Origin of the sequence: Pseudonocardia halophobica (assembly GCF_027922425.1) — a bacterium.
Lineage (GTDB): Bacteria > Actinomycetota > Actinomycetes > Mycobacteriales > Pseudonocardiaceae > Pseudonocardia > Pseudonocardia halophobica.
The window spans coordinates 52,838-77,327 of sequence record NZ_BSFQ01000006.1 but is presented as its reverse complement, the minus strand read 5'-3'; the positions used below and the strand labels follow the sequence as shown (position 1 = coordinate 77,327).

24 protein-coding genes are annotated in these 24,490 nt (G+C 73.6%); 17 read left to right on the top strand and 7 right to left on the bottom strand.

Going from position 1 to position 24,490, the window contains the following annotated elements:
• Positions 1–23: 23 nt before the first annotated feature.
• The gene (locus PKE99_RS09930; RefSeq protein ID WP_037044809.1) at positions 24–986 is read right to left on the bottom strand and encodes an alpha/beta hydrolase; all 963 of its coding nucleotides are present in this window, start codon (positions 984–986) and stop codon (positions 24–26) included.
• A 124-nt stretch (positions 987–1,110) separates the two neighbouring features.
• Between PKE99_RS09930 and PKE99_RS09925 the strand changes: the two genes are divergently transcribed.
• Positions 1,111–1,551 (top strand): MarR family winged helix-turn-helix transcriptional regulator, encoded by a 441-nt coding sequence (locus PKE99_RS09925; protein ID WP_037044806.1) that lies wholly within the window; start codon positions 1,111–1,113, stop codon positions 1,549–1,551.
• Here the strand turns inward: PKE99_RS09925 and PKE99_RS09920 are convergent.
• The 3 genes from PKE99_RS09920 to PKE99_RS09910 all read right to left on the bottom strand — a co-directional run bounded on the left by PKE99_RS09920 (position 1,548) and on the right by PKE99_RS09910 (position 4,151).
• Positions 1,548–2,468, bottom strand: coding sequence for a ribonuclease Z (locus PKE99_RS09920; protein ID WP_037044803.1), 921 nt, complete (start codon positions 2,466–2,468; stop codon positions 1,548–1,550). The two genes, PKE99_RS09925 and PKE99_RS09920, sit on opposite strands and share 4 nt — an antisense overlap.
• Before the next feature lie 62 nt (positions 2,469–2,530).
• Positions 2,531–3,310: an enoyl-CoA hydratase/isomerase family protein gene (locus PKE99_RS09915; protein WP_037044800.1), complete on the bottom strand. Its 780-nt coding sequence runs from the start codon at positions 3,308–3,310 to the stop codon at positions 2,531–2,533.
• 76 nt (positions 3,311–3,386) lie between these two features.
• Positions 3,387–4,151: an ABC transporter ATP-binding protein gene (locus tag PKE99_RS09910; protein WP_051737327.1), complete on the bottom strand. Its 765-nt coding sequence runs from the start codon at positions 4,149–4,151 to the stop codon at positions 3,387–3,389.
• A 100-nt stretch (positions 4,152–4,251) separates the two neighbouring features.
• On the opposite strand from PKE99_RS09910, the gene glgX reads away from it, so the two are divergent.
• The 6 genes from glgX (at position 4,252) to PKE99_RS09880 (ending at position 10,262) form a co-directional block, all read left to right on the top strand.
• A complete protein-coding gene (gene glgX, locus PKE99_RS09905) occupies positions 4,252–6,279 on the top strand; it encodes a glycogen debranching protein GlgX (RefSeq protein ID WP_051737290.1) in 2,028 nt (675 codons plus the stop codon).
• Positions 6,280–6,436: 157 nt separating this feature from the next.
• The gene (locus PKE99_RS09900) at positions 6,437–6,634 is read left to right on the top strand and encodes a hypothetical protein (RefSeq protein ID WP_156067480.1); all 198 of its coding nucleotides are present in this window, start codon (positions 6,437–6,439) and stop codon (positions 6,632–6,634) included.
• Entirely contained in the window at positions 6,627–8,027 is a 1,401-nt protein-coding gene (locus tag PKE99_RS09895) for an ATPase (protein ID WP_156067478.1), read from the top strand. Before PKE99_RS09900 ends, PKE99_RS09895 begins: the two co-directional genes overlap by 8 nt.
• Positions 8,028–8,207: 180 nt before the next feature.
• Positions 8,208–9,158, top strand: coding sequence for a ParA family protein (locus tag PKE99_RS09890; RefSeq protein WP_037044795.1), 951 nt, complete (start codon positions 8,208–8,210; stop codon positions 9,156–9,158).
• Entirely contained in the window at positions 9,155–9,928 is a 774-nt protein-coding gene (locus PKE99_RS09885) for a PadR family transcriptional regulator (RefSeq protein ID WP_037044794.1), read from the top strand. The genes PKE99_RS09890 and PKE99_RS09885 overlap by 4 nt, the downstream gene beginning before the upstream one ends.
• A 109-nt stretch (positions 9,929–10,037) precedes the next feature.
• Positions 10,038–10,262 carry a zinc ribbon domain-containing protein gene (locus tag PKE99_RS09880; protein ID WP_037044793.1) on the top strand — a complete coding sequence of 75 codons (225 nt, stop codon included), beginning with the start codon at positions 10,038–10,040 and terminating at the stop codon, positions 10,260–10,262.
• Between the two features lie 40 nt (positions 10,263–10,302).
• Here the strand turns inward: PKE99_RS09880 and PKE99_RS09875 are convergent, their stop codons facing one another.
• The 3 genes from PKE99_RS09875 to fepB all read right to left on the bottom strand — a co-directional run bounded on the left by PKE99_RS09875 (position 10,303) and on the right by fepB (position 14,388).
• Positions 10,303–10,740, bottom strand: a complete 438-nt coding sequence (locus PKE99_RS09875) for an SgcJ/EcaC family oxidoreductase (RefSeq protein WP_037044791.1) — start codon at positions 10,738–10,740, stop codon at positions 10,303–10,305.
• A gap of 101 nt (positions 10,741–10,841) precedes the next feature.
• Positions 10,842–13,352, bottom strand: a complete 2,511-nt coding sequence (gene glgP / locus PKE99_RS09870; RefSeq protein ID WP_037044789.1) for an alpha-glucan family phosphorylase — start codon at positions 13,350–13,352, stop codon at positions 10,842–10,844.
• Positions 13,353–13,401: 49 nt separating this feature from the next.
• Positions 13,402–14,388 (bottom strand): Fe2+-enterobactin ABC transporter substrate-binding protein, encoded by a 987-nt coding sequence (fepB, locus tag PKE99_RS09865; protein WP_063739732.1) that lies wholly within the window; start codon positions 14,386–14,388, stop codon positions 13,402–13,404.
• A gap of 29 nt (positions 14,389–14,417) precedes the next feature.
• Here fepB and PKE99_RS09860 point away from each other — a divergent pair, with 29 nt between their 5' ends.
• From PKE99_RS09860 to hepT, 10 genes are all read left to right on the top strand, one after another.
• Positions 14,418–15,707, top strand: a complete 1,290-nt coding sequence (locus tag PKE99_RS09860) for an alpha/beta hydrolase-fold protein (RefSeq protein WP_051737288.1) — start codon at positions 14,418–14,420, stop codon at positions 15,705–15,707.
• On the top strand, positions 15,704–16,234 hold the full coding sequence (locus tag PKE99_RS09855) for a MarR family winged helix-turn-helix transcriptional regulator (protein ID WP_051737287.1): 531 nt from the start codon (positions 15,704–15,706) through the stop codon (positions 16,232–16,234). The genes PKE99_RS09860 and PKE99_RS09855 overlap by 4 nt, the downstream gene beginning before the upstream one ends.
• 122 nt (positions 16,235–16,356) lie before the next feature.
• Positions 16,357–18,330, top strand: a complete 1,974-nt coding sequence (locus tag PKE99_RS09850) for an alpha-1,4-glucan--maltose-1-phosphate maltosyltransferase (RefSeq protein ID WP_037045069.1) — start codon at positions 16,357–16,359, stop codon at positions 18,328–18,330.
• Between the two features lie 149 nt (positions 18,331–18,479).
• Positions 18,480–19,412 (top strand): SPFH domain-containing protein, encoded by a 933-nt coding sequence (locus tag PKE99_RS09845; RefSeq protein WP_156067474.1) that lies wholly within the window; start codon positions 18,480–18,482, stop codon positions 19,410–19,412.
• 4 nt (positions 19,413–19,416) lie between these two features.
• Complete coding sequence (locus PKE99_RS09840) at positions 19,417–19,650, top strand: type II toxin-antitoxin system antitoxin (protein ID WP_037044785.1); 234 nt, start codon at positions 19,417–19,419, stop codon at positions 19,648–19,650.
• Between the two features lie 26 nt (positions 19,651–19,676).
• Positions 19,677–20,336, top strand: coding sequence for a GOLPH3/VPS74 family protein (locus PKE99_RS09835; RefSeq protein WP_037044782.1), 660 nt, complete (start codon positions 19,677–19,679; stop codon positions 20,334–20,336).
• Between the two features lie 60 nt (positions 20,337–20,396).
• Positions 20,397–22,136, top strand: coding sequence for a maltose alpha-D-glucosyltransferase (treS, locus tag PKE99_RS09830; RefSeq protein WP_037044780.1), 1,740 nt, complete (start codon positions 20,397–20,399; stop codon positions 22,134–22,136).
• On the top strand, positions 22,133–23,551 hold the full coding sequence (locus tag PKE99_RS09825; protein WP_051737286.1) for a maltokinase N-terminal cap-like domain-containing protein: 1,419 nt from the start codon (positions 22,133–22,135) through the stop codon (positions 23,549–23,551). The genes treS and PKE99_RS09825 overlap by 4 nt, the downstream gene beginning before the upstream one ends.
• A 10-nt stretch (positions 23,552–23,561) precedes the next feature.
• A complete protein-coding gene (locus PKE99_RS09820; protein WP_051737285.1) occupies positions 23,562–23,981 on the top strand; it encodes a nucleotidyltransferase domain-containing protein in 420 nt (139 codons plus the stop codon).
• A gap of 2 nt (positions 23,982–23,983) precedes the next feature.
• Entirely contained in the window at positions 23,984–24,403 is a 420-nt protein-coding gene (gene hepT / locus PKE99_RS09815; RefSeq protein WP_051737284.1) for a type VII toxin-antitoxin system HepT family RNase toxin, read from the top strand.
• The last annotated feature ends 87 nt before the right edge of the window (positions 24,404–24,490 follow it).

Genomic DNA, 24,490 nt, shown 5'->3' with positions numbered 1-24,490 from the left:
GGGCGCGTCCGGGCCGACACCGCTCAGCCGTGCAGCGCGGCCTTCAGGGTGGCGACGGCCTGGGCGATCGCGGAGGTCGCCGCGCCGCTGCCCCGCAAGGTGTTCAGCATCATGAAGTCGTGGACCATGCCGAGGTAGCGGGTCGAGGTGACCGCGACGCCCGCGGCGCGGAGCTTGTCCGCGTAGGCCTCGCCCTCGTCGCGGAGGACGTCCGCCTCGTCGGTGATCACCAGCGCGGGCGGGAGCCCGGCGAGCTGCTCCGTGGTCGCCCGCAGCGGTGAGGCGGTGATCTGCGCGCGCTCGGCCTCGTCCGTCGTGTACTGGTCCCAGAACCACTTCATGCCCTCGCGGTGCAGGAAGTAGCCGGTCTCGAACCGCCGGTAGGACTCGGTGTCGAAGTTCGCGTCGGTCACCGGGTAGAAGAGCAGCTGCGCGGTGAACGTGACGTCTCCGCGCTCCTTGGCCATCAGCGTGAGGGCGGCGGTCATGTTGCCGCCCACCGAGTCGCCCGCCACGGCCAGCCGGCTCGCGTCGAGCCCGTGCGCGGCGCCGTCCGTGCCGATCCACTGCGCGGCGCGGTAGCCCTGCTCGATCGCGACGGGGTAGCGGGCCTCGGGCGACGGCGTGTACTCGACGAAGACCACGGCGGCGTCCGCGCCCACGGCGAGCTCGCGGACCAGCCGGTCGTGGGTGTGGGCGTTGCCGAACACCCAGCCGCCGCCGTGCATGTAGAGGACCACCGGCAGCGGCCCGGAGGCGCCCTGCGGCTTCACGATCCGCACGTTCACCGGACCGGTCGGTCCACCCTCGACGGCGACCCACTCCTCGTCGATCGCGGGCTTCGCGATCTCTCCGGACTGGACCTCGTCCACGACCTTGCGACCCTCGACGGGGTCGAGCTGGTAGAGGAACGGCGGGGTCGCCGTGGCCTCGACGAATGCCTGCGCCGCCGGCTCCAGCACCGGCCGGTCGATCTTCTCGCTCATCGTGTTCTCCGTTCTGCTCGGGCCCCTCGCGGGCCGATGCCGAGAAAGCTAGTCCTCAATTAACTTGTGCACAAGTTACTGTGGCGCGCGTGATACAGTCGGCGAGGTGGAACGGACCGAGTCGATGCTGCTCGAGGACCAGTTGTGCTTCGCGATCTACGCGGCATCCCGCGCGGTCACGGCGGCCTACCGGCCCCTGCTGGACGAGCTGGGCCTGACCTACCCGCAGTACCTGGTGATGCTCCTGCTCTGGAAGCACGGGAGCCTCACGGTCAAGGAGGTCGCCACCGCCCTGCACCTCGACTACGGCACGGTCACACCGCTGCTCAAGCGGCTCCAGGGGGCGGGGCTGATCGCGCGCCGCCGGCGGACGGACGACGAGCGCGGCGTGGAGGCCGTGCTCACCGACGAGGGCCGGGACCTGCAGGCCCGGGCGCTCGGGGTGCCCGTCGGGATGGCCGAGGCGTTCGGTCTCGAGGCCGACGAGCGCGACGCGCTCCGGGACCGGCTGCACGCGCTGGTCGAGTCGATGGACGCCTACGCCGGCGCGGGGCGGAGCTCCTAGGTCGGCTGCCCGACGACCCCCCGCGGCGGCACGGGCACCCGCATCAGGTCCTCGGCGACGACGAGCTCGCCGCCGAACACCTCCCGCGCCTCCGCGGCGAACCGCCCCGGCTCGGTGTAGCGCTGGGAGAAGTGCGTGAGCACGAGCGTGCGCACGCCGCACTCGGCCGCGACGGCCGCGGCCTGCCGTGCGGTGAGGTGGCCGTAGGCGTGGGCGAGGTCGCGGTCCCCGTCGAGGAAGGTCGCCTCGATGACCAGCATGTCCGCCCTGTCGGCCAGGGCGTACACGCCGTCGCACAGCCGGGTGTCCATGACGAACGCGAACACCTGACCCGGCCGCGGCGCGCTGACCTCCTCCAGCCGCACGCCGTCGAGCTCCCCGCGGGCCTGCAGCTCGCGGACCCGCGGGCCGGTGATCCCGGCGCGGGCCAGGGCCTCGGGGAGCATGCGGCGGCCGTCGGGCTCCACGAGCCGGTAGCCGAAGGCCTCGACGGGGTGCTCCAGCCGCCGGACCTCGAGGCTGCCGGCCTCGTCCCGGGCGACCACGCCGTCCCGGTCGTGCGGGTGTTCGCGCAGGTCCCCGCGCTCCCGGTAGGAGGTGGCGTACCGGAGCCGGGTGAAGTGCTCCTGGCCCGACGCCGGGAAGTGCGCGTGCACGGGGTGCGGGACCTCGTCGAGGGAGAGCCGCTGCACCACGCCGGGCACGCCGAGGCAGTGGTCGCCGTGCATGTGGGTCAGGCAGATCCGGGTGACCGCGCTCGCCGCGATGCCGGCGAACAGCATCTGCCGCTGGGTGCCCTCGCCCGGGTCGAAGAGGAGCCCGGCCCGGTCCCAGCGGAGCAGGTAGCCGTTGTGGTTGCGGGTCCGCGTGGGTGCCTGGCTCGCGGTCCCCAGCACCACCAGCTCCCGTGCGCTCACCCGGCCTCCGATCGGTCGTGAGTGGCGATAGTCGCTATGGCGACTATCGCCACTCACAGGGGTCAGCGGCCGGTGAAGCTCGCCTTGCCCGGGCCGTTCTCGACGAACGACTTCATGCCGATCGCGGCGTCGTCGCTGGCGAACACGCCCGCGAACAGCTCCGACTCGATGTCCAGGCCGGTGCGCAGGTCGGTGTCCAGGCCGCCGTCGATCGCCTTCTTCGCGGCGGCGTACGCCAGAGCGGGGCCCGAGGTGAACTGCGAGACGTACTCGACGGAGCGGGTGTACACCTCGTCGGCGGGGACGACCTCGTCGACCAGCCCGATCGCCAGCGCCTCCTGGGCGTCGACGAACCGGCCGGTGTAGATCAGGTCCTTCGCGCGCGACGGGCCGATCAGCCGGGCGAGCCGCTGGGTGCCGCCGCCGCCCGGGAAGATGCCGAGCAGGATCTCCGGGAAGCCGAGCTTGGCGTTGTCGCCGACGATGCGCCGGTCGGCGCCGAGGGCGACCTCGAGGCCGCCGCCGAGCGCGTAGCCGGTGACCGCGGCGACCGTCGGCTTCGGGATGATCGAGAGCGCGCCGAGGCCGGCCGAGAGCGCGCGGGCCCGCGGGGCCATGTCCGAGTAGGACATGGTCGCCATCTCCTTGACGTCGGCGCCCGCCGCCAGCGTCTTCTCGCCGCCGTAGACGATCACTGCGCGGACGTCCGCCCTGGTCGCGGCCTCCTGCGCGATCTGCAGCAGCTCCGCCTGGACCTGCCGGTTGAGCGCGTTCATGGGCGGCCGGTCCAGCCGGATCGTGCCCACCCCGTTGTCGACCTCGAGCCTCACGAATTCCGTCACGCCCGGACCCTAACCCGCCGTCCGGGCAGCGGGCCCCGCCCGCTCACCCGACGGGGAGGCCCGGATCAGCTCCCGGTCAGCGCAGCCAGGCCGTGTACCGCCCGCGCCGGCGCTGCACGGCGAGCGGCAGGCCGAAGGTGGCGGAGAGGTTCTCGTCGGTGAGGACGTCGTCGAGCAGCCCCGCGGCCACGACCTTCCCGCCGCGCAGGAGCAGGCCGTGCGAGTAGCCGGGCGGGATCTCCTCGACGTGGTGGGTGACCAGCACCGACGCCGGGGCCTCGGCGTCGAGCGCCAGCGTGGAGAGCCGGGAGACGAGGTCCTCCCGGCCGCCGAGGTCGAGGCCGGCGGCGGGCTCGTCGAGCAGCAGGAGCTCCGGGTCGGTCATCAGTGCGCGGGCGATCAGCACCCGCTTGCGCTCGCCCTCGGACAGCGTCCGGTACTCGCGGTCGGCGAACCCGGCCATGCCGAGCTGCTCGAGCAGGTGCTCGGCCCGGTCGGTGTCCAGCGAGTCGTACCGCTCCCGCCAGCGGCCGAGCACGCCGTACCCGGCGCTGACGACGACGTCGGACACGACCTCGTCGCCCGGGATCCGGATGCCGAGGTTCGCCGAGGTCAGGCCGATGCGCGGGCGCAGCTCGAACACCGCGACCCGGCCCATCCGCTCGCCGAGGACGTCGACGGTGCCGGCCGTCGGGTGCATCTCGGCCGCGGCGAGGCGCAGCAGGGTGGTCTTGCCGGCGCCGTTGGGCCCGAGGACGACCCAGCGCTCGTCGAGCTCGACCTGCCAGTCGACCGAGTCGAGCAGCACGGTCTTCCCGCGGCGGACGCTGACCCCGTCCATGTGGATCACGAGATCGGACAGATCGGGTGTGACGCTCTGCACTGAGGTTTCTGCGCCGGCGGGCGATCCGGGGGAACTCACCCCCTTATCCTCGCCGATCGTGCCTGTCTTCCCGTTGGGTGCCCACGTCGACGACACCGGGGCGCGCTTCGCCGTCGCCTCGACCAGCGCGGACGCCGTCGAGGTGTGCCTGGTGGACGGTGCGCCCGGCGAGCTCGTCGAGCGGCGGGTGGAGCTGACCGAGCGGACCTTCGGGGTGTGGCACGGGCACGTGCCGGACGTCCGGCCGGGACAGCGCTACGGCTTCCGCGTGCACGGCCCCTACCGCCCCTGGGAGGGCCACCGCTACAACCCGCACAAGATCCTGGTCGACCCGTACGCGCGGCGGATCGACGGCCGCGTCACCGACCTCGACGCCGCCCGGGGCTGGGTCGACGACCCGATGACCGGCCCGCCGAGCACGGTCGACTCGCTCGGCGCCGTGCCGTTGTCCGTGGTCGAGGCGCCCGACGGCACACCGCTGCCGCCGCGCCCGGACGTCCCGTGGTCCGAGACCGTGATCACCGAGCTGCACGTGAAGGGCTACACCGCGCGGCACCCCGAGGTCCCGCCGGAGCTGCGCGGCACGTACCTCGGACTGGCGCACCCGGCCGTCGTCGAGCACCTCCAGCGGATCGGGGTCACCGCCGTCGAACTCCTGCCGGTGTGCGCGAGCGCCTCCGAGCCCTCACTGCTCGAGCGCGGCGCCCGCAACTACTGGGGCTACTCCACGCTCGGCTTCCTCGCCCCGCACAGCGGGTACGCGAGCAGCCCGGGCGCCGAGACCACCGAGTTCCGGTCCATGGTGGACGCCCTGCACGCGGCCGGCATCGAGGTGATCCTCGACTTCGTCCCCAACCACACGTGCGAGGGCGGGGTCGGCGGCGTCACGCTCTCCTACCGCGGTCTCGACGCCCGCGCCTACTACTCGCTGGGCGGGCTCGGCCACGACGCCGACATCACGGGCACCGGCAACACCCTCGACGCCGGCTCCCCCACCGTGATCCGCCTGGTGTGCGACGCGCTGCGGCACTGGGTCACCCGCTACGGCGTCGACGGCTTCCGCATCGACCTCGCGTCGGTGCTCGGCCGGCCGCACTCCGGCCCGTTCGACCCGAACTCCGCGCTGCTCACGGCGATCGCGCAGGACCCCGTGCTGTCCACGTGCAAGCTCATCGCCGAGCCCTGGGACGCCACCGGCGAGGGCTACCGGGTGGGCGGCTTCGGCGTCGCATGGTCGGAGTGGAACGGCCGCTACCGCGACGCGGTACGGGACTTCTTCCGCGGCCACGGCCACATCGCCGAGCTGGCCTCGCGGGTGACCGGCAGCTCCGACCTGTACGCCCTGTCCGGGCGGCGGCCGTGGGCGTCGGTCAACTTCGTGACCGCGCACGACGGCTTCACCCTGCGCGATCTCGTCTCCTACGAGCGCAAGCACAACGAGGCCAACGGCGAGCAGAACCGGGACGGCACGGACGACAACCGCTCGCAGAACTTCGGGGTGGAGGGCGAGTCGTCGTCGCCGGTCGTCCGGGCGCGGCGGCGGGCGACCGCGCGGGCCATGCTCGGCACCCTGCTGCTGTCGATCGGGACGCCGATGATCCTCGGCGGCGACGAGCGCTGGCGGACCCAGCACGGCAACAACAACGCCTACTGCCTCGACGACGAGACCACCTGGGTCGACTGGTCGCCCGACGGGCTCGACCCCGGGGCGGCCGAGGCGATGACCCGCTTCACCGCGCGGGTCGCCGCCATCCGCCGCTCCTCCCCCGCCCTCCACCGCGACCGCTTCCTCCGCGACGAGGAGGTGCGCTGGTGGCACCCCTCCGGCCGGGCGCTCACCCACGAGGACTGGCACGACGCCCACGCCCGCTCCCTCGGCCTGCTCGCCGGGGAGTGGCTGTTCCTGCTGCACGCCGGCGGCTCGGGCGCGGCGTGCGTGCTGCCGGGCGGTGGTTCGCCGCTGCTCCCGGTGCTCGACAGCACGAAGGAGGACGGCTGCCCGGTCGCGGAGCGGCCGCTGCGCCCGCGCAGCACCATCACGCTCCCGCCGCACTCGCTCCTGCTGTTTCGGCGCATCCCGGGCTGAGCGCGGCCGGTCGGCCGCACCCGTCGGGCGAACGGCCGAACTTCGACCCCCTCCCGTTTGCCCCTCCGGATCCCTCGGGCACCCGCGCCCACGCCGCCCGGGTGGGCGGCGCGCGGCGGCGACCGGTCCGCCGCGCGAGACGGAGGAGGACCGCGTGGTGACGACGGGACGACACCTCGGCCGCGGGCTCGCGGTCGGGGCGCTGGTCGGCGGTGCGGGCAGGCTCTTGTTCGCGCACCGGCGGCCCGGTCCGGTGTGGTTGACGCCGGTCGCGGGGGCGAGCGCGGCCCTGCTGGGGATGGTGGCGGCGGCGCGGGCCTCCCGCACGACCGGTGGGGAGCGGCGCGATGGCTGACCCGACGCAGTCTTCGGACCTGGCCGACATCAGCGGCTACATCATGCTCGGCAGCAAGAAGCTGACGCTGCGCATCCGGGTCGAGGAGACGGGTGAGGCGCAGGTCGACGCCGACCTCGAGGGCGAGGAGGGGGCCCCTGCCTCCGGGGCCGAGGCCGGCCCGGACGAGCTGGAGGACGAGGTCACCCCCGAGGACCTCATGGACGAGGACGCGGAGTCGGAGGAGCCGGAGGAGGAGTACGAGGACTCCGACGACGCCTACGACGACTCCGACGAGGAGTCTTACGATGCCGAGTCCGACGAGGTCGAGTCCGACGAGGACCAGCCCGCCGAGGACCAGCCCGCCGAGGACGAGTCCGACGAGGAGCGGGACGAGGTCGACGACGAGGCGGGCGACGAGGCCGACGACGGAGCCGAAGCCGAGGCCGACGACGAGGCCGACGACGAGCTCGACGAGGACGAGGAGGAAGCCGGGTACGACGACTCCGACGACCTCGACGAGCCCGAGGACGACGCCGACGAGGTGGCCGACGAGGACTCCGCCGCCGACTCGGAGGAGACCGACGAGGTCGCCGAGGATGACGAGGACGCCGAGTACGACGACCAGGACGACGCAGAGTACGAGGCCGACGAGGACGACGAACCCGCCGAGGACGAGGACGACGAGGACTACGTCGACGGGCCCGCCGCCCACTCCGACGCCGAGGCCGGCCCGGACGACACCGAGGAGGACGACGACGTCGACGAGGACGGACCGGTCGACGAGGACGAGCGCGCCGACGACGACGAGCTCGCCGAGGAGGACGACGACTCCGGGGAAGACGAGCTCGTCGACGACGAAGCCGCCGACGAGGACGAACTCGCCGATGAAGACGAGCCCGTCGACGAAGACGAACTCGTCGACGAGGACGAGCCCGCCGACGACGAAGAGCTCGCTGACGAAGACGAACTCGTCGATGAGGACGAGCCCGCCGACGAGGACGAACTCGTCGACGAGGACGAGCCCGCCGACGAGGACGAGGACGAGCCCGCCGACGAGGACGAGTCCGCCGACGAGGAGGACTACGCGGCGGAGGACGAGGTCGAGGACGATTCCGACGACGAAGCCGACGAGGAGGCTGACGACGGCAGGGACGAGGAAGCCGCCGCGGAAGCCGACGGCAGCCCCGAGGACGAGGCCGAGGAACCCGAGCGCCTCGTCGACCACGACACCCCCTCCGAGGACGAGTTGCGCGACCTCCTGACCCCGCGTACGCGCCCGTCGCGCGTGACGAGCCAACGGGGTCTGGCGAGCCGCGGGGGCCGGGCGCAGCGCAGCGGCGGCGGGTCGTCCGGACGCGGCGGGAAGGAGCGCACCGCCCGCCGGCGCGGCCGGGGGCCGGACCCGGACTGAGCAGCGCTGCGCCGCCCGGCCGAGCCTTCCTTGCGACGATCGCGCGCTTCCGCTGACCAGGGTGGACGCCGTCGTCGTAAGGGGGTGTGTCGGTCCGCGCGGTCGGGTACGAGCGCAGCACGCTGCACCGAGGGCGGTGCGTTCCCGGCCGCCCGTCGTCGACGACTGCGGAGGTGGCCCGTGGCCAGACGCACGAGCAACCGTGAGCGCGAGTTCGCGCTCGCCCGCGTGATCGCGATCGTCAACGACAAGGGCGGGGTCGGGAAGACCTCGATCGCGGCGAACCTGGGCGGGCAGTTCGCCGGGGCGGGCTACCGGTGCCTGCTCGTCGACCTCAACCGGCAGGCCAACCTCGCCGACGACCTCGGCTACCGCGGCTCGGAGATCGACGACGAGGGCGCCGGGCTGCTCGGCTCGATCATCGCCCGGACCCCCCTGCGCCCGGTGCCGGACATCCGGCCGCAGCTCGACGTGGTGTGCGGTGGCGCCCGTCTCGAGGACCTGACCCCGGTGATGGTCTCCCGGCTCCAGAACCACGGGCGCGACGCCTTCCGGGTGCTGGGCGACGTCCTCGCGCCCGTCGCGCGCGACTACGAAGTGGTGTTCGTGGACTGCCCGCCGGAGTCGACGATCCTCACCGACCTCGCGCTGGCGTCGGCGCGCTGGGTCCTGATGCCCACGAAGTCCGACCTCGGCGGGCTGCTCGGCATGACGCTCGTCGCCGAGCGGTTCACCCTCGCCCGCGAGATCAACGCCCGGCTCGGGCTGCTCGGCGTGGTGCTGTTCGCGACGGGCAGTCGCGCGCGGGCGGTGCAGGGTGAGGCCCTCGCCGCGATCGACGAGGCCTTCGGCGGCTCCTCGCCCCGGTTCGAGACCAGCATCCGGCACGCCGAGCGCACCGCCCAGGACGCGCGACGCCTTGGCAAGCTCGCCCACGAGCTCGAGGTGGAGGCGGCCGCCCAGCCCGCCTGGTGGGAGGAGCTGCGCTCGGGCACCCGGACGAAGCGGATCTCGGCGACGGCCGCGAGCGTCGCCGGCGACTACCGGGCCCTCGGCGTCGAGGTGCTGTCGGCACTGCAGGCGGCGGAGGAGGCCGAGCGTCCGCGCACCCGTCGGAAGGCGCGGGCATGAGCAGGTCGACCCGGGACCTCTCCTCGGCCTTCGGCTCCGCGGCGGCCGCGTTGCGTCCCGTGCGACGACGGCGCCGCCCGGCCCCCGACAACGCCGAGGGCACCGTGACCCACACCGACGACGAGATTGCGACCGACACGGGCACCGCCACGGCCCCCGTCACCGACACAGGGACCGGCACGGAGACGGACACCGAGTCCGACACGGAAGCCGGCACCGACAGCGAGCCGGACACGGACACCGAGCCGGACACGGACGCCGCAGACCGGAGGAGCGATCCCATCGCCACCGACGACAGCACCGACCACCGCACACGCACCGAGGACGGCTCGATGAACGGCCGCTCCCCCTCGCGAACGGGCACGACCCGTCGTCACGAGCGGAACGGCCTCCCGGAGCCACGCCGCACCCGGCGGAGCACCGAGCCGACCGCACGCCGGGCCCGCCACGGCGAGGTGCGGCTGCGCGACGGCCGGCAGCTGGACCTGCTGATCCTCGCGATCGTCGAGGAGCGGCCGGAGAACGGCCGCGTGGTGCACGACCTGCTCCGCGAACGCAGCGACGGGGTGTTCCAGCCCTCCCTGCAGGGCACCTACCACCGCCTGCACCGGCTGAAGAACGACCGGCTGATCACGCTCGGCCCCGCCCGGCGGAACTACCGGCTCACCCCGCTCGGCGAGCGGATCCTGGCCGCGCGCCGCCGCGAGTGGGCCGCGTTCCGGCACGGCTTCGACAAGGTTCTGGGGAGCCCGGACGACATGTCCCGCTGATCCCCGTTCCGGCAGCGGAACGTCCGGAGACCGAGCGTTCCGCTGCCCGCCCGTGGATCACCGCCTCGGCCGGTGACCACGGCGCACCTCGCGACGTATCCTCTCGACCATGCCGCGCTACGAGTTCCGCTGCCACGAGTGCACCACGACCTTCGAGGTCGACCGCCCCATGGCCGCGGCCTCGGACCCGGCCGACTGCCCGCACGGCCACAGCGACACCGTCAAGCTCCTCTCCACCGTCTCGCTCGGCGGCCGCGCCGGCGGCGCCCCCGCGATGGCCCCCTCGGGCGGCGGCGGAGGCGGCTGCTGCGGCGGGGCGTGCGGCTGCGGCTGACCCACCCCGGGAGATCAGCGCCGGGCAATCAGCGCCGGGATCAGCGCGGGATCAGCGTGTTCTGCCGCGCCACGATCCACCACCGCCCCTGCTCCCGCACGAGCACGTAGAGCGCCGACATGGTGTGGTCGAGGTCGACCGGCGTGCCCTCGGCGTCGACGGCGCGGGCCAGCTTGCGCACGAGCGCGACGTCGGGCCGCACGAAGGTGACTTCGTCGATCTCGTAGCGGGCGTACTGGTCCTTCAGGAAGCCCGTCACCGCCTGCGCGTGCACCTCGCGCAGCGCGTCGAGGCCGGCGGTCGCGCGCCCGTTCACACCCACCGCCACGGCGTTCGCGGCGAAGTGCCGGGTCATCAGCTCGGCGTCGTTGGTGTTCAGCCCGGTCTCGACGTCGGCGATCACCCGCCGGAGGGCGGCCAGGTCGGCGGCGTGGTCGGCGTCGTCGGACACGGTCGGGGCGCTCGTCACGGAGGTCATGCCAACACCCTCGGACCTCGACCCGACTCGAGGTCAACCCCCGATCCCCGCCGGTCGTGAGTGGCGATAGCTGCTATAGCGACTATCGCCACTCACGGGGTTCAGGCCAGCACGACCTTGCCCAGCTCGGCGGGCGAGGCCAGGAGCGGGTGCTGCGGGAGGACCCGGACCGTGTAGCCCGCGAGCCCCGCGTGCGGCAGCGGGACCACGGCCTCGAACCGGTCCGCGCCGTCCGTGGCGCCGACGTGCTTCATCGCGACGCGCACCGTGTCGTCGAGCTCGTCCGCCTCGTCGACCCGGCCGACGATCGCCTCGACGATCACGTCCTCGGGTGAGAGGCCGCCGAGGTCGACCGCCGCGCGCACGGTCATCGGGGCACCGACGACCGGGGTGTCCGGCAGGCCGGACGCGTCGACCCCGGTGACCTGCACCTTCGTCCACGCGGTGTTCAGCTTCTCCCGGTAGGAGGCGATCTCCTTCGCCCCGGCGTAGTCCGAGGCGGTGACGGTCCGGGCGGCCTCGGCGGCGGGCGCGTACCAGTTCTCGACGTACTCGCGGACCATCCGGGTGGCCTGCACCTGCGGGCGCAGCGTCTCCCAGGTGTGCCGGACCAGCCCGGTCCACTTCGGCGGCACCCCCGAGTCGCGCTCGTAGAACGCCGGCGCGACCTGGGTGGCGAGCAGCTCGTAGAGCGCCTGGGCCTCGAGGTCGTCCCGCTTGTGCGGGTCGTCGATGCCGTCGGCGGTGGGGATGGCCCAGCCGTTGCCGCCGTCGTAGAGCTCGTCCCACCAGCCGTCGCGGATGGAGAGGTTGAGCCCGCCGTTGAGCGCCGACTTCATCCCGGACGTCCCGCACGCCTCGAGCGGGCGCAGCGGGTTGTTCAGCCAGACGTCGCAGCCCCAGTACAGGTAGCGGGCCATCGACATGTCGTAGTCCGGCAGGAACACGATGCGGTGCCGCACGGCCGGGTCGTCGGCGAACCGGACGATCTGCTGGATCAGCGCCTTGCCGCCGTCGTCGGCCGGGTGGGACTTGCCGGCGACGATCAGCTGCACCGGGCGGTGCGGGTCGAGCAGCAGGTCGCGCAGCCGGGCCGGGTCGCGCAGCATCAGCGTGAGCCGCTTGTAGGTCGGCACGCGGCGGGCGAACCCGACGGTGAGCACGTCCGGGTCGAAGACGTGGTCGGTCCAGCCGAGCTCCGGCGTCGACGCGCCGCGCTCCAGCCAGGCCGCCCGGACGCGGCGGCGGACCTCGTCGACCAGCCGGGCGCGCAGGGCGTTGCGCAGACCCCACAGCTCGGCGTCGCCGACGTGGTCGAGCGACGCCCCTGGCTCGCCGATCAGGCCGGAGACCTCGGCGGCCTCCCAGGTGTGCCCGTGCACACCGTTGGTGACCGAGCCGATCGGCACCTCGTCGGCGTCGAACCCGCGCCAGAGGCCGCCGAACATGCCGCGCGAGACCTCGCCGTGCAGCTTCGAGACGCCGTTGGCCCGCTGCGCGAGCCGCATTCCCATGTGCGCCATGTTGAACATGGCCGGGTCGTCCTCGGCGCCCATCGCGAGCAGCCGGTCGGTCGGGAGGCCGGGCAGCAGCGCGTCGGTGAGGTAGCGGCGGACCAGGTCGACCGGGAAGCGGTCGATGCCCGCCGGGACCGGGGTGTGCGTGGTGAACACGGTGCCGGAGCGGACCGCGGACAGCGCCTGGTCGAAGTCGAGGCGCTTCGACGACTGCAGCTCGCGGATGCGCTCGAGGCCGAGGAAGCCGGCGTGGCCCTCGTTGGTGTGGAAGACCTCGGGCTCCGGGTGGCCGGTCGCGGCGCAGTACGCCCGGACCGCCCGGACGCCGCCGACGCCGATGAGGATCTCCTGCTTGATGCGGTGGTCCTGGTCGCCGCCGTAGAGCCGGTCGGTGACGGTCCGCAGGTCGGCGTCGTTGGCCTCGATGTCCGCGTCGAGCAGCAGCAGCGGCACCCGCCCGACGGCGGCCTGCCACACCCGCGCGGCCAGCGTGCGGCCCTCGGGCATGGCGACCTCGACGATCGCCGGCGCCCCGTCGGCCCCGGTGAGCAGCTGCAGCGGCAGGCCCTGTGGGTCGAGGACGGGGTAGTGCTCGAGCTGCCAGCCGTCGAGCGAGAGCGACTGGCGGAAGTACCCGGACTGGTAGAGCAGCCCGACGCCGATCAGCGGCACCCCGAGGTCCGACGCGGCCTTCAGGTGGTCGCCGGCCAGCACGCCGAGGCCGCCCGAGTAGTTCGGCAGCACCTCGGACACGCCGAACTCCATGGAGAAGTAGGCGATGCCCGCGGGCAGGCCCTCCTCGCCCTGGTACCAGCGGTCCTCGGTGAGGTACCGCTCCAGGTCGGCGGCCAGGCCGGCGACGGTCTGGACCAGCTCGGTGTCCTCGGCCAGCTCGGTCAGCCGCGCGGTCGGGATCTCGCCGAGCAGCCGCACCGGGTCCTCCCCCGAGCGCTCCCACGCGGCGGGGTCGAGCGTGGCGAACAGCTCGCGGGTGGCCGGGTGCCAGCTCCACCGCAGGTTGGTCGCCAGGGTCTGCAGCGGGGCCAGCCGTTCGGGCAACTGTGCGCGGACGGTGAAGCGGCGGAGGGCTCTCACGGGGGCGGAGACTAGTACGGGATCGGTACGGTGACCGATCCAGCGGGTGTCACGAGCCCTGCTGCTCCAGGCGGTCCAGCACCGCGGCGGCGCTGAAGCGGTCGAGCCGGAAGGACTCCGGGCCGAGCGCGTGGACCCGGTTCTCGGCGAAGGCCGGCAACGACCCGAGCACCGGCTGGGCGGTCCGGTAGCCGGCCACGTCCTCGTCCGTCGCGTTGACGAAGAACAGGGAGGCGTCGCCGAAGATGCCCGCGTTCTCCCCCGCCACCGGCACGACGTCCCGGCGCACCTCCGACCCGCCCAGGCCCGACGCCCCGCTCGGCGCGACCGCCTTGAGCCGCAGCCCCAGCCCGGTCAGCAGCCTGCCCTGGGCCGACTCCGCCGTGAACACGTTGAACCCGTTGTCGGTGACGGTCATGGCCACCGCCTCGCGGCTCGTGTCCAGCCCGGCGCCGACCGCGGAGGCCCGGGCGGTGTACTCCTGCTCGGCCGCGGTCGCCTGGGCCTCCCGCCCGAGGTCCCGGCCCAGCTGCGCGGACAGCTCCTGCCAGGAGAGCCGGCTGTGGTCGAGGACGATCGTCGGCGCGATCGCGCTGAGCTGCGCGTAGATCTCGGGCGTGACGGCGTCCGCACCCACGGCACTGCCGACGATCACGTCGGGCTGCTGGGCGGCCACCGACTCGACGCGCACGGTCGGGCCGCCGAGGCCCGCGACACCGCGGTCGACGGCCTGGCCGGCCCACTGCAGGAAGAAGCCGTTGGGGTCGGCGACCCCGCCCGGCCGGGTCGTCCCGGTCCCGACCACGGGCACGTCGAGCCCGAGCAGCGGGCCGGTCATCGTGACGCTCGCCGAGACCACGCGGGCCGGGGAGGCCGGGATCCCGGTGGTCCCGAGCGCGTGGGTGACCGTCCTTGTGGCCGGGGCGTCGGTCGTCGCGGGGGCCGCCGACGGTGCCTGCGCGGGCGAGGAGCACGCGGCCACCAGGGCCAGGGCCGCGACCAGGACCGCGACCACCGCGCGGGGTACTTGCTGCATTGCCAGGACTATTAGGTAAACCTAGCCTTGTGTCAATCCCGTCGCCGCCGCCCGGCCCGCTCGCCCTGACGGTCCCGCCGCAGGCCGCCCGGCCCGCGCCGCCCGGACGCCTCGACCCGGCGTGCTCGCCCCTGGTCGCCGGGCTGCTGCGCACCGGGGACCGGGCCGCGTTCCTGGCGGCGGTCCGCGCGACCGGCACCCCGCTCGTCGACGACCTGGGCGACGGCACCTGCGCCGTCACGTTCGTGGTGCCCGACGCCCCGGGCCTCACCGACGTCCTGGTGCTGCCCAACAAGATCGCCGATCCCGCCCACCCCGACGCGAGCCGCGCCGAGCGGCTGCCCGGCGCCTGGGTGCTCACCCACCGGATGCCGCGCGACTGGCGGGCCTCGTACGCGATCGCGGCAGGCGGCACGCCCGATCCCGCGCAGGCCGCGACCGTCGAGCAGCGGCGGGCCCGCGCACTGGCCGCGGCGCCCGATGCCGACCACGACGCGCTGCACCGCTTCTTCGACGGGCTCGCCCGTGCCCGGCCCGATCCGCTCGCGCGCGAGCACCTGCCCGACGGCACCTCGGTGGTCTCCCTCCCCGGCGCGCCGCCGCTCCCGCCCCTCGACGGCCCGGCCGGCCGGGTCGGCACCGTGCTCGACGGCCGGCTGCCGGACGGGCGCGCCGTCTGGCTGCACGAGCCCGCCGGGACCGATCCTGCCGCGCCGCTCCCGGTCGCGGTGGTGCTCGACGGCGAGCGCTGGGCCGGGGTGGGCCTGCCCGCCGCGCTCGACGGCCTGCTCGCGCGCGGGGACCTGCCGCCGGTCCGCACGGTGGGCGTGGCGTCGGGGCCGCTCGCGCAGCGGTCGCGCGAGCTCGCCTGCGACCCTTCCTTCGTGGCCTTCCTGCGCGACGACGTCCTGGGCTGGGCCGGGGAGCAGCGTGCGCTGTCCGCGGAGCCCGGCCGCACCGCCGTCGTCGGGCAGAGCCTCGGCGGTCTCACGGCCCTGTACGCCACCCAGGTCGCGCCGGAGCGCTTCGGACTCGCGCTGTCCCAGTCCGGCTCGTTCTGGTGGCCGAACCCGGCCGGCGGCGCCGCGGCCGAGTGGCTCACCTCGGTGGTGCCCGCCGGGCCGCGCACCCACGGGGTCCACCTCGAGGTCGGGACGGAGGAGTGGGTCCTGCGCGAGCCGACCCGCCGGCTGCGGTCCGCGCTGCGGGCCCGCGGCGACCGGGTGCGGTACCGGGAGTTCCGCGGCGGTCACGACCTCGCCTGCTGGCGGGCCGGACTGGCCGACGCCCTCGCCGGGCTGCTGCGGGAAGCGCTGTGACGAGCCCTGGGACCGGCCCGGTCCCCGACCCGTCGGGCCGGCGGGCCGGCGAGGCGGTCCTCCTCGCCGCCGCCCGCCTCACCGCCCTGCTCGACGAGGCCGCCTCGGGCGAGGGCCTCACCCCGCTCCAGGCCCGGTTCCTCCGGACCCTGCGCGACCCCGTCCCCCAGGGCCGGCTGGCCGCGGCGCTCGGCATCGACCCCGCCCGGGTGTCCGCGCTGACCCGCGAGCTGGCGGAGCGCGGCCTGGTCGAACGCGTGCGGGCCGACGGGGACCGCCGGCAGCGGGTCACCCGGCCGACGCCCGAGGGCGAGGCCGTGGTCGCGCGCGTCGGCGCCCGGCTGGCGGCCGCCACGCCGCTGACCAGGGCGCTCGATCGGGTGGAGCGCGAGCGGCTCGCCGAGCTGCTCGAACGGGTGGTCTCCCACCCGGGCGCACCAGCGGCCGGTCACGCTGAGCAGCCGGACCGACCGCTCGCCGACGGCGGGTCGCCGGGCGGTCACGACGGCTCGGTGAAGAGCATGTGAACCCGTGTCGCCACGCCCGATCCCGTTACGCGCAGCGGTGGACGGGGTAGGTACGGTTGTGACGCACACGATGGCGGGGCTTCCGTGTGCGCAATCCGACGACGAACGCGGGGGTGCTGTCGATGACCGGTCGGCTCGGGATCGATGACGTCAGTCCCGCGGTGGGCGACGGCCGTCATCCCAGCAAGGCCGTGGTCGGCGAGGTGATCCCCGTCCGCGCCACGGTGTGGCGCGAGGGGCACGACGCCGTCGCCGCCAACGTGGTGTGGAAGCGGCTCGGCTCCACCGCGCAGGCCGAGCACGTGCGGATGCTGCCCGACGGGGTCGGGACGGACCGGTTCGTCGCCACCGTGGTGCCGGACGAGCCGGGGCTGTGGACCTTCCGCGTGGACGCCTGGAGCGACCCGTGGGCCACCTGGCGACACGCCGTCGAGGCCAAGCTGAGGGTCCACCAGACCGCCGACGAGCTGGCCAACGACCTGGAGACGGGCGCCCGGCTGCTGCAGCGCGTGGGCCGGCGGCCCAGCGAGCGCGCCAACCGCGACCTGCTCTTCGGCGCCGCCAACGCGCTCCGCGACACCGCCCTGCCGCTGCACGCCCGGGTCGCCCCGGCGATGTTCCCGGCCGTGCACGCGATCATGACCGAGCGACCGGTGCGCGAGCTGATCACCCGCGGCCGCACCCAGCAGGTCTACGTCGACCGCGAGCGCGCGCTGTACGGCTCCTGGTACGAGTTCTTCCCCCGCTCCACCGGCGGGCGGGACGAGACCGGCCGCGCCGTGCACGGCTCGTTCGTCACCGCGGCCAAGGAGCTCGACCGGATCGCCGGCATGGGCTTCGACGTCGTGTACCTCCCGCCGATCCACCCGGTCGGCACGGTGCACCGCAAGGGCCGCAACAACTCCGTGCACGCCGAGCCCGGCGACGTCGGCTCCCCGTGGGCCATCGGCAGCGCCGACGGCGGGCACGACGCGATCGACCCCGAGCTCGGCACGATCGACGACTTCGACTCGTTCGTCGCCCGCGCCAAGGACCTCGGCATGGAGGTCGCGCTCGACTTCGCGCTGCAGTGCGCGCCCGACCACCCGTGGGTCGAGGCCCACCCGGAGTGGTTCACGGTGCGGCCGGACGGCTCGATCGCCTACGCGGAGAACCCGCCGAAGAAGTACCAGGACATCTACCCGATCAACTTCGACAACGACCCGGCCGGGCTCTACGCCGAGGCGCTGCGGGTCGTGCTGCACTGGGTCGAGCACGGGGTCCGGATCTTCCGGGTGGACAACCCGCACACCAAGCCGCCGAACTTCTGGCACTGGCTGATCTGGCAGGTCAAGGCGCGCTACCCCGACGTGCTGTTCCTGGCCGAGGCGTTCACCCGCCCCGCCCGGCTGTTCGGGCTCGCGCGGCTGGGCTTCACCCAGAGCTACACCTACTTCACCTGGCGCACGGAGAAGGAGGAGCTGGCCGAGTTCGCGCTCATGCATGCCGAGCGCGCCGACGAGGCCCGGCCGAACCTCTTCGTCAACACCCCGGACATCCTCCACGAGTCGCTGCAGACCGGCGGCCCGGCGATGTTCGCGATCCGCGCCGTGCTGGCCGCGACCATGTCCCCGACCTGGGGCGTGTACTCAGGCTTCGAGCTGTTCGAGGGCACCCCGGTCAAGCCGGGCAGCGAGGAGTACCTCGACTCCGAGAAGTACGAGCTGCGCCCGCGGGACTTCCAGGCCGCGCTGAACGAGGGCCGCTCGCTCGAGCCCTTCCTCGGCCGGCTGAACGAGATCCGCCGCGCCCACCCGGCGCTGCAGCAGCTGCGCGAGATCCACTTCCACGAGGTCGACAACCCCGAGCTGCTCGTCTACTCGAAGACGGACCCGGCGAGCGGCGACTCGGTGATCGTGGTCGTCACGCTCAACTCGCACGAGGTGCGCGAGGGCTTCGTCCGGCTCGACATGCCGGAGCTGGGCCTGGACTGGCAGGACCAGTTCACGGTCACCGACGAGATCACCGGGGACATCTTCCGCTGGCAGGAGCGCAACTACGTGCGGCTGCAGCCGCTGGAGAACGTCGCGCACATCCTGCGCGTGCACCGGGGCTGAGCCCCTTTCCCTTCCGACGACGCCGGTTCCGCGATCCGCGGGACCGGCGTCGTCGCGTTCCGGCCCGGACGACCCGACGGGCTCGGCGGCTCGCTGGCAAAACCTGATATCACTTTGCTATGGTGGGCATGTCACGAAAGGAGCCCGCCATGCCCGACTCCCCCGCCGCCCCGCCCGTCCTCCCCGCCCGCGACCTCCCCGACATGCCCGAGCCGCGCGTCGAGGAGCGCCCGCTGTCCGGCGCCGGCGGCTTCGGAATGCTCGCGGTGGTGCTGGTGCTCGTCCTCGGCGGCGTGGCGCTGCTCGCGCTCACGGGCGTGCTCGGGCCCGCGGCCGCCGGGGCGGGCGGGTTCGCCCTGCTCGTCGGCCTGGTGCTCGCGGCCGGACTCACCGCCGTCGCGCCCGGCGAGGCCCGCGTGGTCCAGCTGTTCGGCCGCTACCTCGGCACGATCCGCACCAGCGGGTTCCGCTGGCTCAACCCGTTCACGCAGCGACGCAAGATCTCCACGCGGATCCGGAACCACGAGACCGAGCTGGCCAAGGTCAACGACGCGGACGGCAACCCGATCGAGATCGCCGCGGTCGTCGTCTGGCAGGTCCGGGACACCGCCAAGGCGAGCTTCGAGGTCGACGACTTCGTGGAGTTCGTCGCCATCCAGTCCGAGACGGCGGTCCGGCACATCGCCACCAGCTACCCGTACGACAACCAGGGCGCGCCCGGCCTCTCCCTGCGCGACAACGCCGACGAGATCACCGGGCGGCTGTCGGCGGAGATCGCGGCGCGGGTCGAGTCGGCCGGTGTCGCGGTGATCGAGTCCCGCATCACCCGGCTCTCCTACGCCCCCGAGATCGCCCAGGCGATGCTGCGCCGCCAGCAGGCCGGCGCGGTCGTCGCGGCGCGGGAGCAGATCGTCGAGGGCGCGGTGGGCATGGTCAAGCAGGCCCTCGACCGGCTCAGCGAGCAGGACGTCGTGGACCTCGACGAGGAGCGCAAGGCGAGCATGGTCAGCAACCTGCTGGTGGTGCTCTGCGGCGACCGCGACACCCAGCCCGTCGTCAACACGGGCTCGCTCTACTCGTAACCGGATGCCCTCCGAGCGCAAGAAGATCCTGTTGCGCCTCGACCCGGCCGTGCACGACGCGCTCGTCCGGTGGGCCGACGACGAGCTGCGCAGCACCAACGCCCAGATCGAGTTCCTGCTCCGCCGGGCGCTGGCCGACGCCGGCCGGCTGCCCGGGGCGGCGGCGCCGATGCGCCGCCCCGGGCGGCCCCGGCGGGAGGAGCGGGAGCCCGATGCCGGGGACCGGCCCGACGGCTGAGCCCACACCGACCCGGAGGTGACCCCGTGCCGACCACCCCGATCTCCCTGCCCGAGCGGCTCTACCTGCTCAGCTGGGACCCGCAGCGCAAGCGGTTCACCGGCTCCGGCGAGCGCGGCCTGCTGCTGCGGGCCGCCGCGCTGACCGAGCTGCTGGCCGCCGGCGCCCTGCGCGACGAGGACGGCAAGGCCGTCGCCGTCCCCCACGTGCGGGCGCCGCAGGACCCGCTGCTCGCCCTGGTGCTCGAGGAGGTCGCCGCGAGCGGGCGGCCGCGGACCTGGCAGCACTGGGTGCGCCACCGCGCCCGGCACGCCCGGGGCCTCGTGCGCGACCGGCTGGCGGCGGCCCGGTGGGTCCGCGTACAGCCGCGCCGGGTCCTCGGGATCTTCCCGGTCGACGACGTCACGCCGCGGGACACCCGGGCCGTGCGCCGGCTGGCCGACTCCGCCCGGTCCGCCCTGCACGGCGTCCGGCCCGAGGGGATCTCCGACGAGGACGCGGCCGCCGTCGCCCTGGCCGCCGCGGCCCGCCTGCGCACCGTCGTGAGCCGCGCGGACGGCAAGCAGCGCAAGGACCGCATCGAGGCCCTCACCGCCCGCACCGGCCCCGTCCCGAAGGCCCTCCGCAAGGCCGTCGCCTCCCAGCACGCCGCCACCGTCGCGGCGTCGTCGGGCGGCGGCGGGTGAGGTCGGTCCGCGCCGCTCCGACCTGAGAAACCGGGCCGGCCCGGATAGAGTCCGCAACCGATGAGTGAGACGGTCGAGACGGACAGCGGCGAGCTCGTCGTCAACGAGCCGGATGCCGAGGACTACGGGCACGCGCGCGCCCTCGAGGTCGACCCGCAGTGGTTCAAGACGGCGGTCTTCTACGAGGTGCTCGTCCGGGCGTTCAACGACTCGAACCGGGACGGCTTCGGGGACCTGCGCGGGCTCACCGAGAAGCTGGACTACATCCAGTGGCTCGGCGTGGACTGCCTGTGGCTGCCGCCCTTCTACGACTCGCCACTGCGGGACGGCGGGTACGACATCCGCGACTTCCGCGCGGTGCTGCCGGAGTTCGGCACCGTCGAGGACTTCGTCGTGCTCATCGACGAGGCCCACAAGCGGGGGATCCGCGTGATCACCGACCTGGTCATGAACCACACGTCGGACCAGCACCCCTGGTTCGAGGCCTCCCGCCGCGACCCCGACGGCCCGTACGGGGACTTCTTCGTGTGGTCGGACGAGGACACGCGCTACCCCGAGGCGCGGATCATCTTCGTCGACACCGAGCACTCGAACTGGACCTACGACCCCGTCCGCGGCCAGTTCTACTGGCACCGCTTCTTCTCCCACCAGCCGGACCTGAACTACGACAACCCGGCCGTGCAGGAGGCGATGATCGACGTCCTGCGGTTCTGGCTGGACCTCGGGATCGACGGCTTCCGGCTCGACGCCGTGCCCTACCTCTACGAGCGGGACGGCACGAACTGCGAGAACCTCACCGAGACGCACGGCTTCCTCAAGCGCTGCCGCAAGGTGATGGACGACGAGTACCCGGGCCGGGTCATGCTCGCCGAGGCCAACCAGTGGCCGTCGGACGTCGTGGAGTACTTCGGCGACGCCGAGGTCGGCGGCGACGAGTGCCACATGGCCTTCCACTTCCCGCTCATGCCGCGCATCTTCATGGCGGTGCGCCGGGAGAACCGCTTCCCGATCTCGGAGATCCTGGCCCAGACGCCGCCGATCCCGTCGGGCGCGCAGTGGGGCATCTTCCTGCGCAACCACGACGAGCTCACGCTCGAGATGGTCAGCGACGAAGAGCGCGACTACATGTACGCGGAGTACGCCAAGGACCCGCGAATGAAGGCGAACATCGGCATCCGCCGCCGGCTCGCCCCGCTGCTGGAGAACGACCGCAACCAGCTCGAGCTGTTCACCGCGCTGCTGCTGTCGCTGCCCGGCTCGCCGGTCCTGTACTACGGCGACGAGATCGGCATGGGCGACAACATCTGGCTCGGCGACCGGGACGCCGTGCGCAGCCCGATGCAGTGGACCCCGGACCGCAACGCCGGGTTCTCCATGGCCGACCCGGGCCGGCTGTACCTGCCGGTGATCATGGACCCGGTGTACGGCTACCAGGCGGTGAACGTCGAGGCGCAGTCGAACTCGTCGACCTCGCTGCTGCACTGGACCCGGCACATGATCGAGGTCCGCAAGCGCCACCACGCCTTCGGCCTCGGCGACTTCCACGAGCTGGGCGGGTCGAACCCGTCGGTGCTGGCCTACACCCGCACGCACGGCGACGACACGGTCCTGTGCGTGAACAACATGAGCCGCTTCCCGCAGCCGGTCGAGCTCGACCTCTCGGCCTGGGAGGGGCACGTGCCGCACGAGCTCACCGGCGGGGTGCCGTTCCCGCGCATCGGCCAGCTGCCGTACCTGCTCACCCTGCCCGGGCACGGCTTCTACTGGTTCTCGATCAAGCCCGCGGAGGACACTGCATGACGGCGCTCGCCGAGGAGCTCCCGGCCCATCTGCCCGACTACCTGGCGCGCCAGCGCTGGTTCCCGGCGAAGGGCCGGCCCGTCGAGTCCGTCGCGGTCGCCGGCTCCACCCCGTTGATCGGCGAGGGCGAGCTGCTCCTCGACCTGTGCCTGCTCCGGGTGACCTTCGCCGACGGCAGCGCGCCGGAGCACTACCAGCTGCTGGCCGGGCGGCGCCACCAGCCGACGCCGGACCTGGAGTACGCCACGATCGGCGCGGTCGGCGACCGGATCGCGTACGACGCGATGTGGGACCACGAGGCCACGGCCTTCCTGCTCGACTCGATTCGGGAGGGCCGCACGTACGGGGACATCCGGTTCGTGCCCGAGCCCGGTGTCGAGATCCCGTCCGGCGTCTCCGGCCGGATCCTCGGGGTGGAGCAGTCGAACACCTCCGTCGCCTACGGGGACAAGAGCATCTTCAAGCTGTTCCGGCGGGTCGCGCCCGGGCTCAACCCGGACCTCGAGCTGCACCGCGCGCTGCGCGGGGAGGGCAGCGAGCAGGTGGCGTCGCTGCAGGGCGCGGTCGAGGGCACCCTCGACGGGCAGCCCGCCACGCTCGGCATGCTGCAGGACTTCGCGTCGAACTCCGCCGAGGGCTGGGCGATGGCGCTGACCAGCGTGCGGGACCTGTTCGCCGAGGGCGACCTGTACGCCAACGAGGTCGGCGGGGACTTCGCCGGCGAGGCGCGGCGGCTCGGCGAGACCGTCGCGGTGGTGCACAAGGAGCTGGCCGCGGCGCTGGGCACGGGCTCGCGGGACGCGGACGAGCTGCGGGCCGCGCTCACCGCCCGGCTGACCGAGGCCGCCTCGCAGGTGCCGGCGCTGGGCGAGCACGTCGACGGCATCCGCGCGGTGTACGACGCGCTGACCGGCGAGATCCCCACCCAACGCGTGCACGGCGACCTGCACCTCGGCCAGACGCTCCGCACGCCGCGCGGCTGGCTGCTCATCGACTTCGAGGGCGAGCCCGCGGCGCCGCTCACCGAGCGAACCCGGATGGACTCGCCGCTGCGGGACGTCGCCGGCATGCTGCGGTCCTTCGACTACGCCGTCTACCACCAGGTCACGCTGGCGGACGCGGACGAGCACGAGGAACAGCAGCTCTTCCGCCGCGCCGACGAGTGGGCCGTGCGCAACCGCTCCGCGTTCTGCGACGGCTACGCGTTCGGCGCCGGGCGGGACCCGCGGGCCGAGGCCGCGGTGCTGCGCGCCTACGAGCTGGACAAGGCGGTGTACGAAGTGGTCTACGAGACCCGCTCCCGTCCCACGTGGGCCAGCATCCCGCTCACCTCGATCGCGCGGCTGGTCGAGGAGGCGCAGGACAAGGGCGTCGACACCGCGGACCCGGAGTCCGACCCGCACATCTCGCTCTAGGATCGGCCGCATGGAGGCGGACGCGGAGCTGGTCGAGCGTCTCCGTGCGGCGTGCGCGGAGATCCTGCCCGGCCTGCCCGTGCGGGTGGCCTACCTCTACGGCTCCCGCGTCACCGGGCGTCCGCGTCCCGACAGCGACGTGGACGTCGGACTCCTCCTCGACCGCCCCTCGGCAGGCATCGAGTCCCACGTGGCCGACGCCCTGACGGCTGCGTCGGGTGTGGGCGGGATCGAGGTGACGGTCCTCGACGGCGCACCCCTCCGCTTCCTCGGCCGTGTCCTCCGCGGCCGCGTGGTGCTCTACAGCCGGGACGAGCCGTTCCGGGTCGAGTGGGAGTCGGTGACCGGGCGGATGGCCGACGACGTCGAGATCTGGGCCGCACCGCTCGACCGCGAGTTGGTCGCTCGGGCCGCCGAGGGACGGGGTTGAGCGTGGTCGACCTGCTTCGCGTCCAGACGATGCTCCACCGTCTGGGCCTCGAGATCGAGGCCCTCCGCAGGCTCTCCGGGAGGTCGGCCGACGAGCTCCTCGGGGACGAGGACCTCCTCGCGGCGGTCAAGTACCGGTTCGTCGTCGCGATCGAGGTCTGCGTCGACCTGGGGCGGCACATCGTGGCCTCCGAGGGGCTGCGCGCTCCGCTGGACTACGCCGACGTCTTCTCCGCACTGGCCGAGGCCGGCCTCCTTCCCGCCGCGACCGCGGCCACGCTCCGCGACACGGCGCGCTTCCGGAACCTGCTCGTCCACGGGTACGCGACGATCGACGACTCCCGGGTGGTGGAGATCCTCAAGACCCGGGTGGACGACCTCGCCGGGTTCCGATCCGCGCTCGCCCGGGCGGCGGCCGGCTGACCCGCCGTCCCCGTCGAGAAGTCCGGCCGAAGAGGTTTGATCTAGGGCCACAACCCGTTCGGCGGACCACAGTGGGCGCGTCCGAGC

Excerpts from the sequence above, each read along its gene's own strand:
- PKE99_RS09930 (WP_037044809.1), bottom strand. The coding sequence starts at position 986 with ATGAGCGAGAAGATCGACCGGCCGGTGCTGGAGCCGGCGGCGCAGGCA.
- PKE99_RS09925 (WP_037044806.1), top strand. The coding sequence starts at position 1,111 with ATGCTGCTCGAGGACCAGTTGTGCTTCGCGATCTACGCGGCATCCCGC.
- PKE99_RS09910 (WP_051737327.1), bottom strand. The coding sequence starts at position 4,151 with ATGGACGGGGTCAGCGTCCGCCGCGGGAAGACCGTGCTGCTCGACTCG.
- PKE99_RS09895 (WP_156067478.1), top strand. The coding sequence starts at position 6,627 with ATGGCTGACCCGACGCAGTCTTCGGACCTGGCCGACATCAGCGGCTAC.
- PKE99_RS09885 (WP_037044794.1), top strand. The coding sequence starts at position 9,155 with ATGAGCAGGTCGACCCGGGACCTCTCCTCGGCCTTCGGCTCCGCGGCG.
- PKE99_RS09880 (WP_037044793.1), top strand. The coding sequence starts at position 10,038 with ATGCCGCGCTACGAGTTCCGCTGCCACGAGTGCACCACGACCTTCGAG.
- PKE99_RS09875 (WP_037044791.1), bottom strand. The coding sequence starts at position 10,740 with ATGACCTCCGTGACGAGCGCCCCGACCGTGTCCGACGACGCCGACCAC.
- fepB (WP_063739732.1), bottom strand. The coding sequence starts at position 14,388 with ATGCAGCAAGTACCCCGCGCGGTGGTCGCGGTCCTGGTCGCGGCCCTG.
- PKE99_RS09850 (WP_037045069.1), top strand. The coding sequence starts at position 16,357 with ATGACCGGTCGGCTCGGGATCGATGACGTCAGTCCCGCGGTGGGCGAC.
- PKE99_RS09845 (WP_156067474.1), top strand. The coding sequence starts at position 18,480 with ATGCCCGACTCCCCCGCCGCCCCGCCCGTCCTCCCCGCCCGCGACCTC.
- PKE99_RS09840 (WP_037044785.1), top strand. The coding sequence starts at position 19,417 with ATGCCCTCCGAGCGCAAGAAGATCCTGTTGCGCCTCGACCCGGCCGTG.
- treS (WP_037044780.1), top strand. The coding sequence starts at position 20,397 with ATGAGTGAGACGGTCGAGACGGACAGCGGCGAGCTCGTCGTCAACGAG.
- PKE99_RS09825 (WP_051737286.1), top strand. The coding sequence starts at position 22,133 with ATGACGGCGCTCGCCGAGGAGCTCCCGGCCCATCTGCCCGACTACCTG.
- PKE99_RS09820 (WP_051737285.1), top strand. The coding sequence starts at position 23,562 with ATGGAGGCGGACGCGGAGCTGGTCGAGCGTCTCCGTGCGGCGTGCGCG.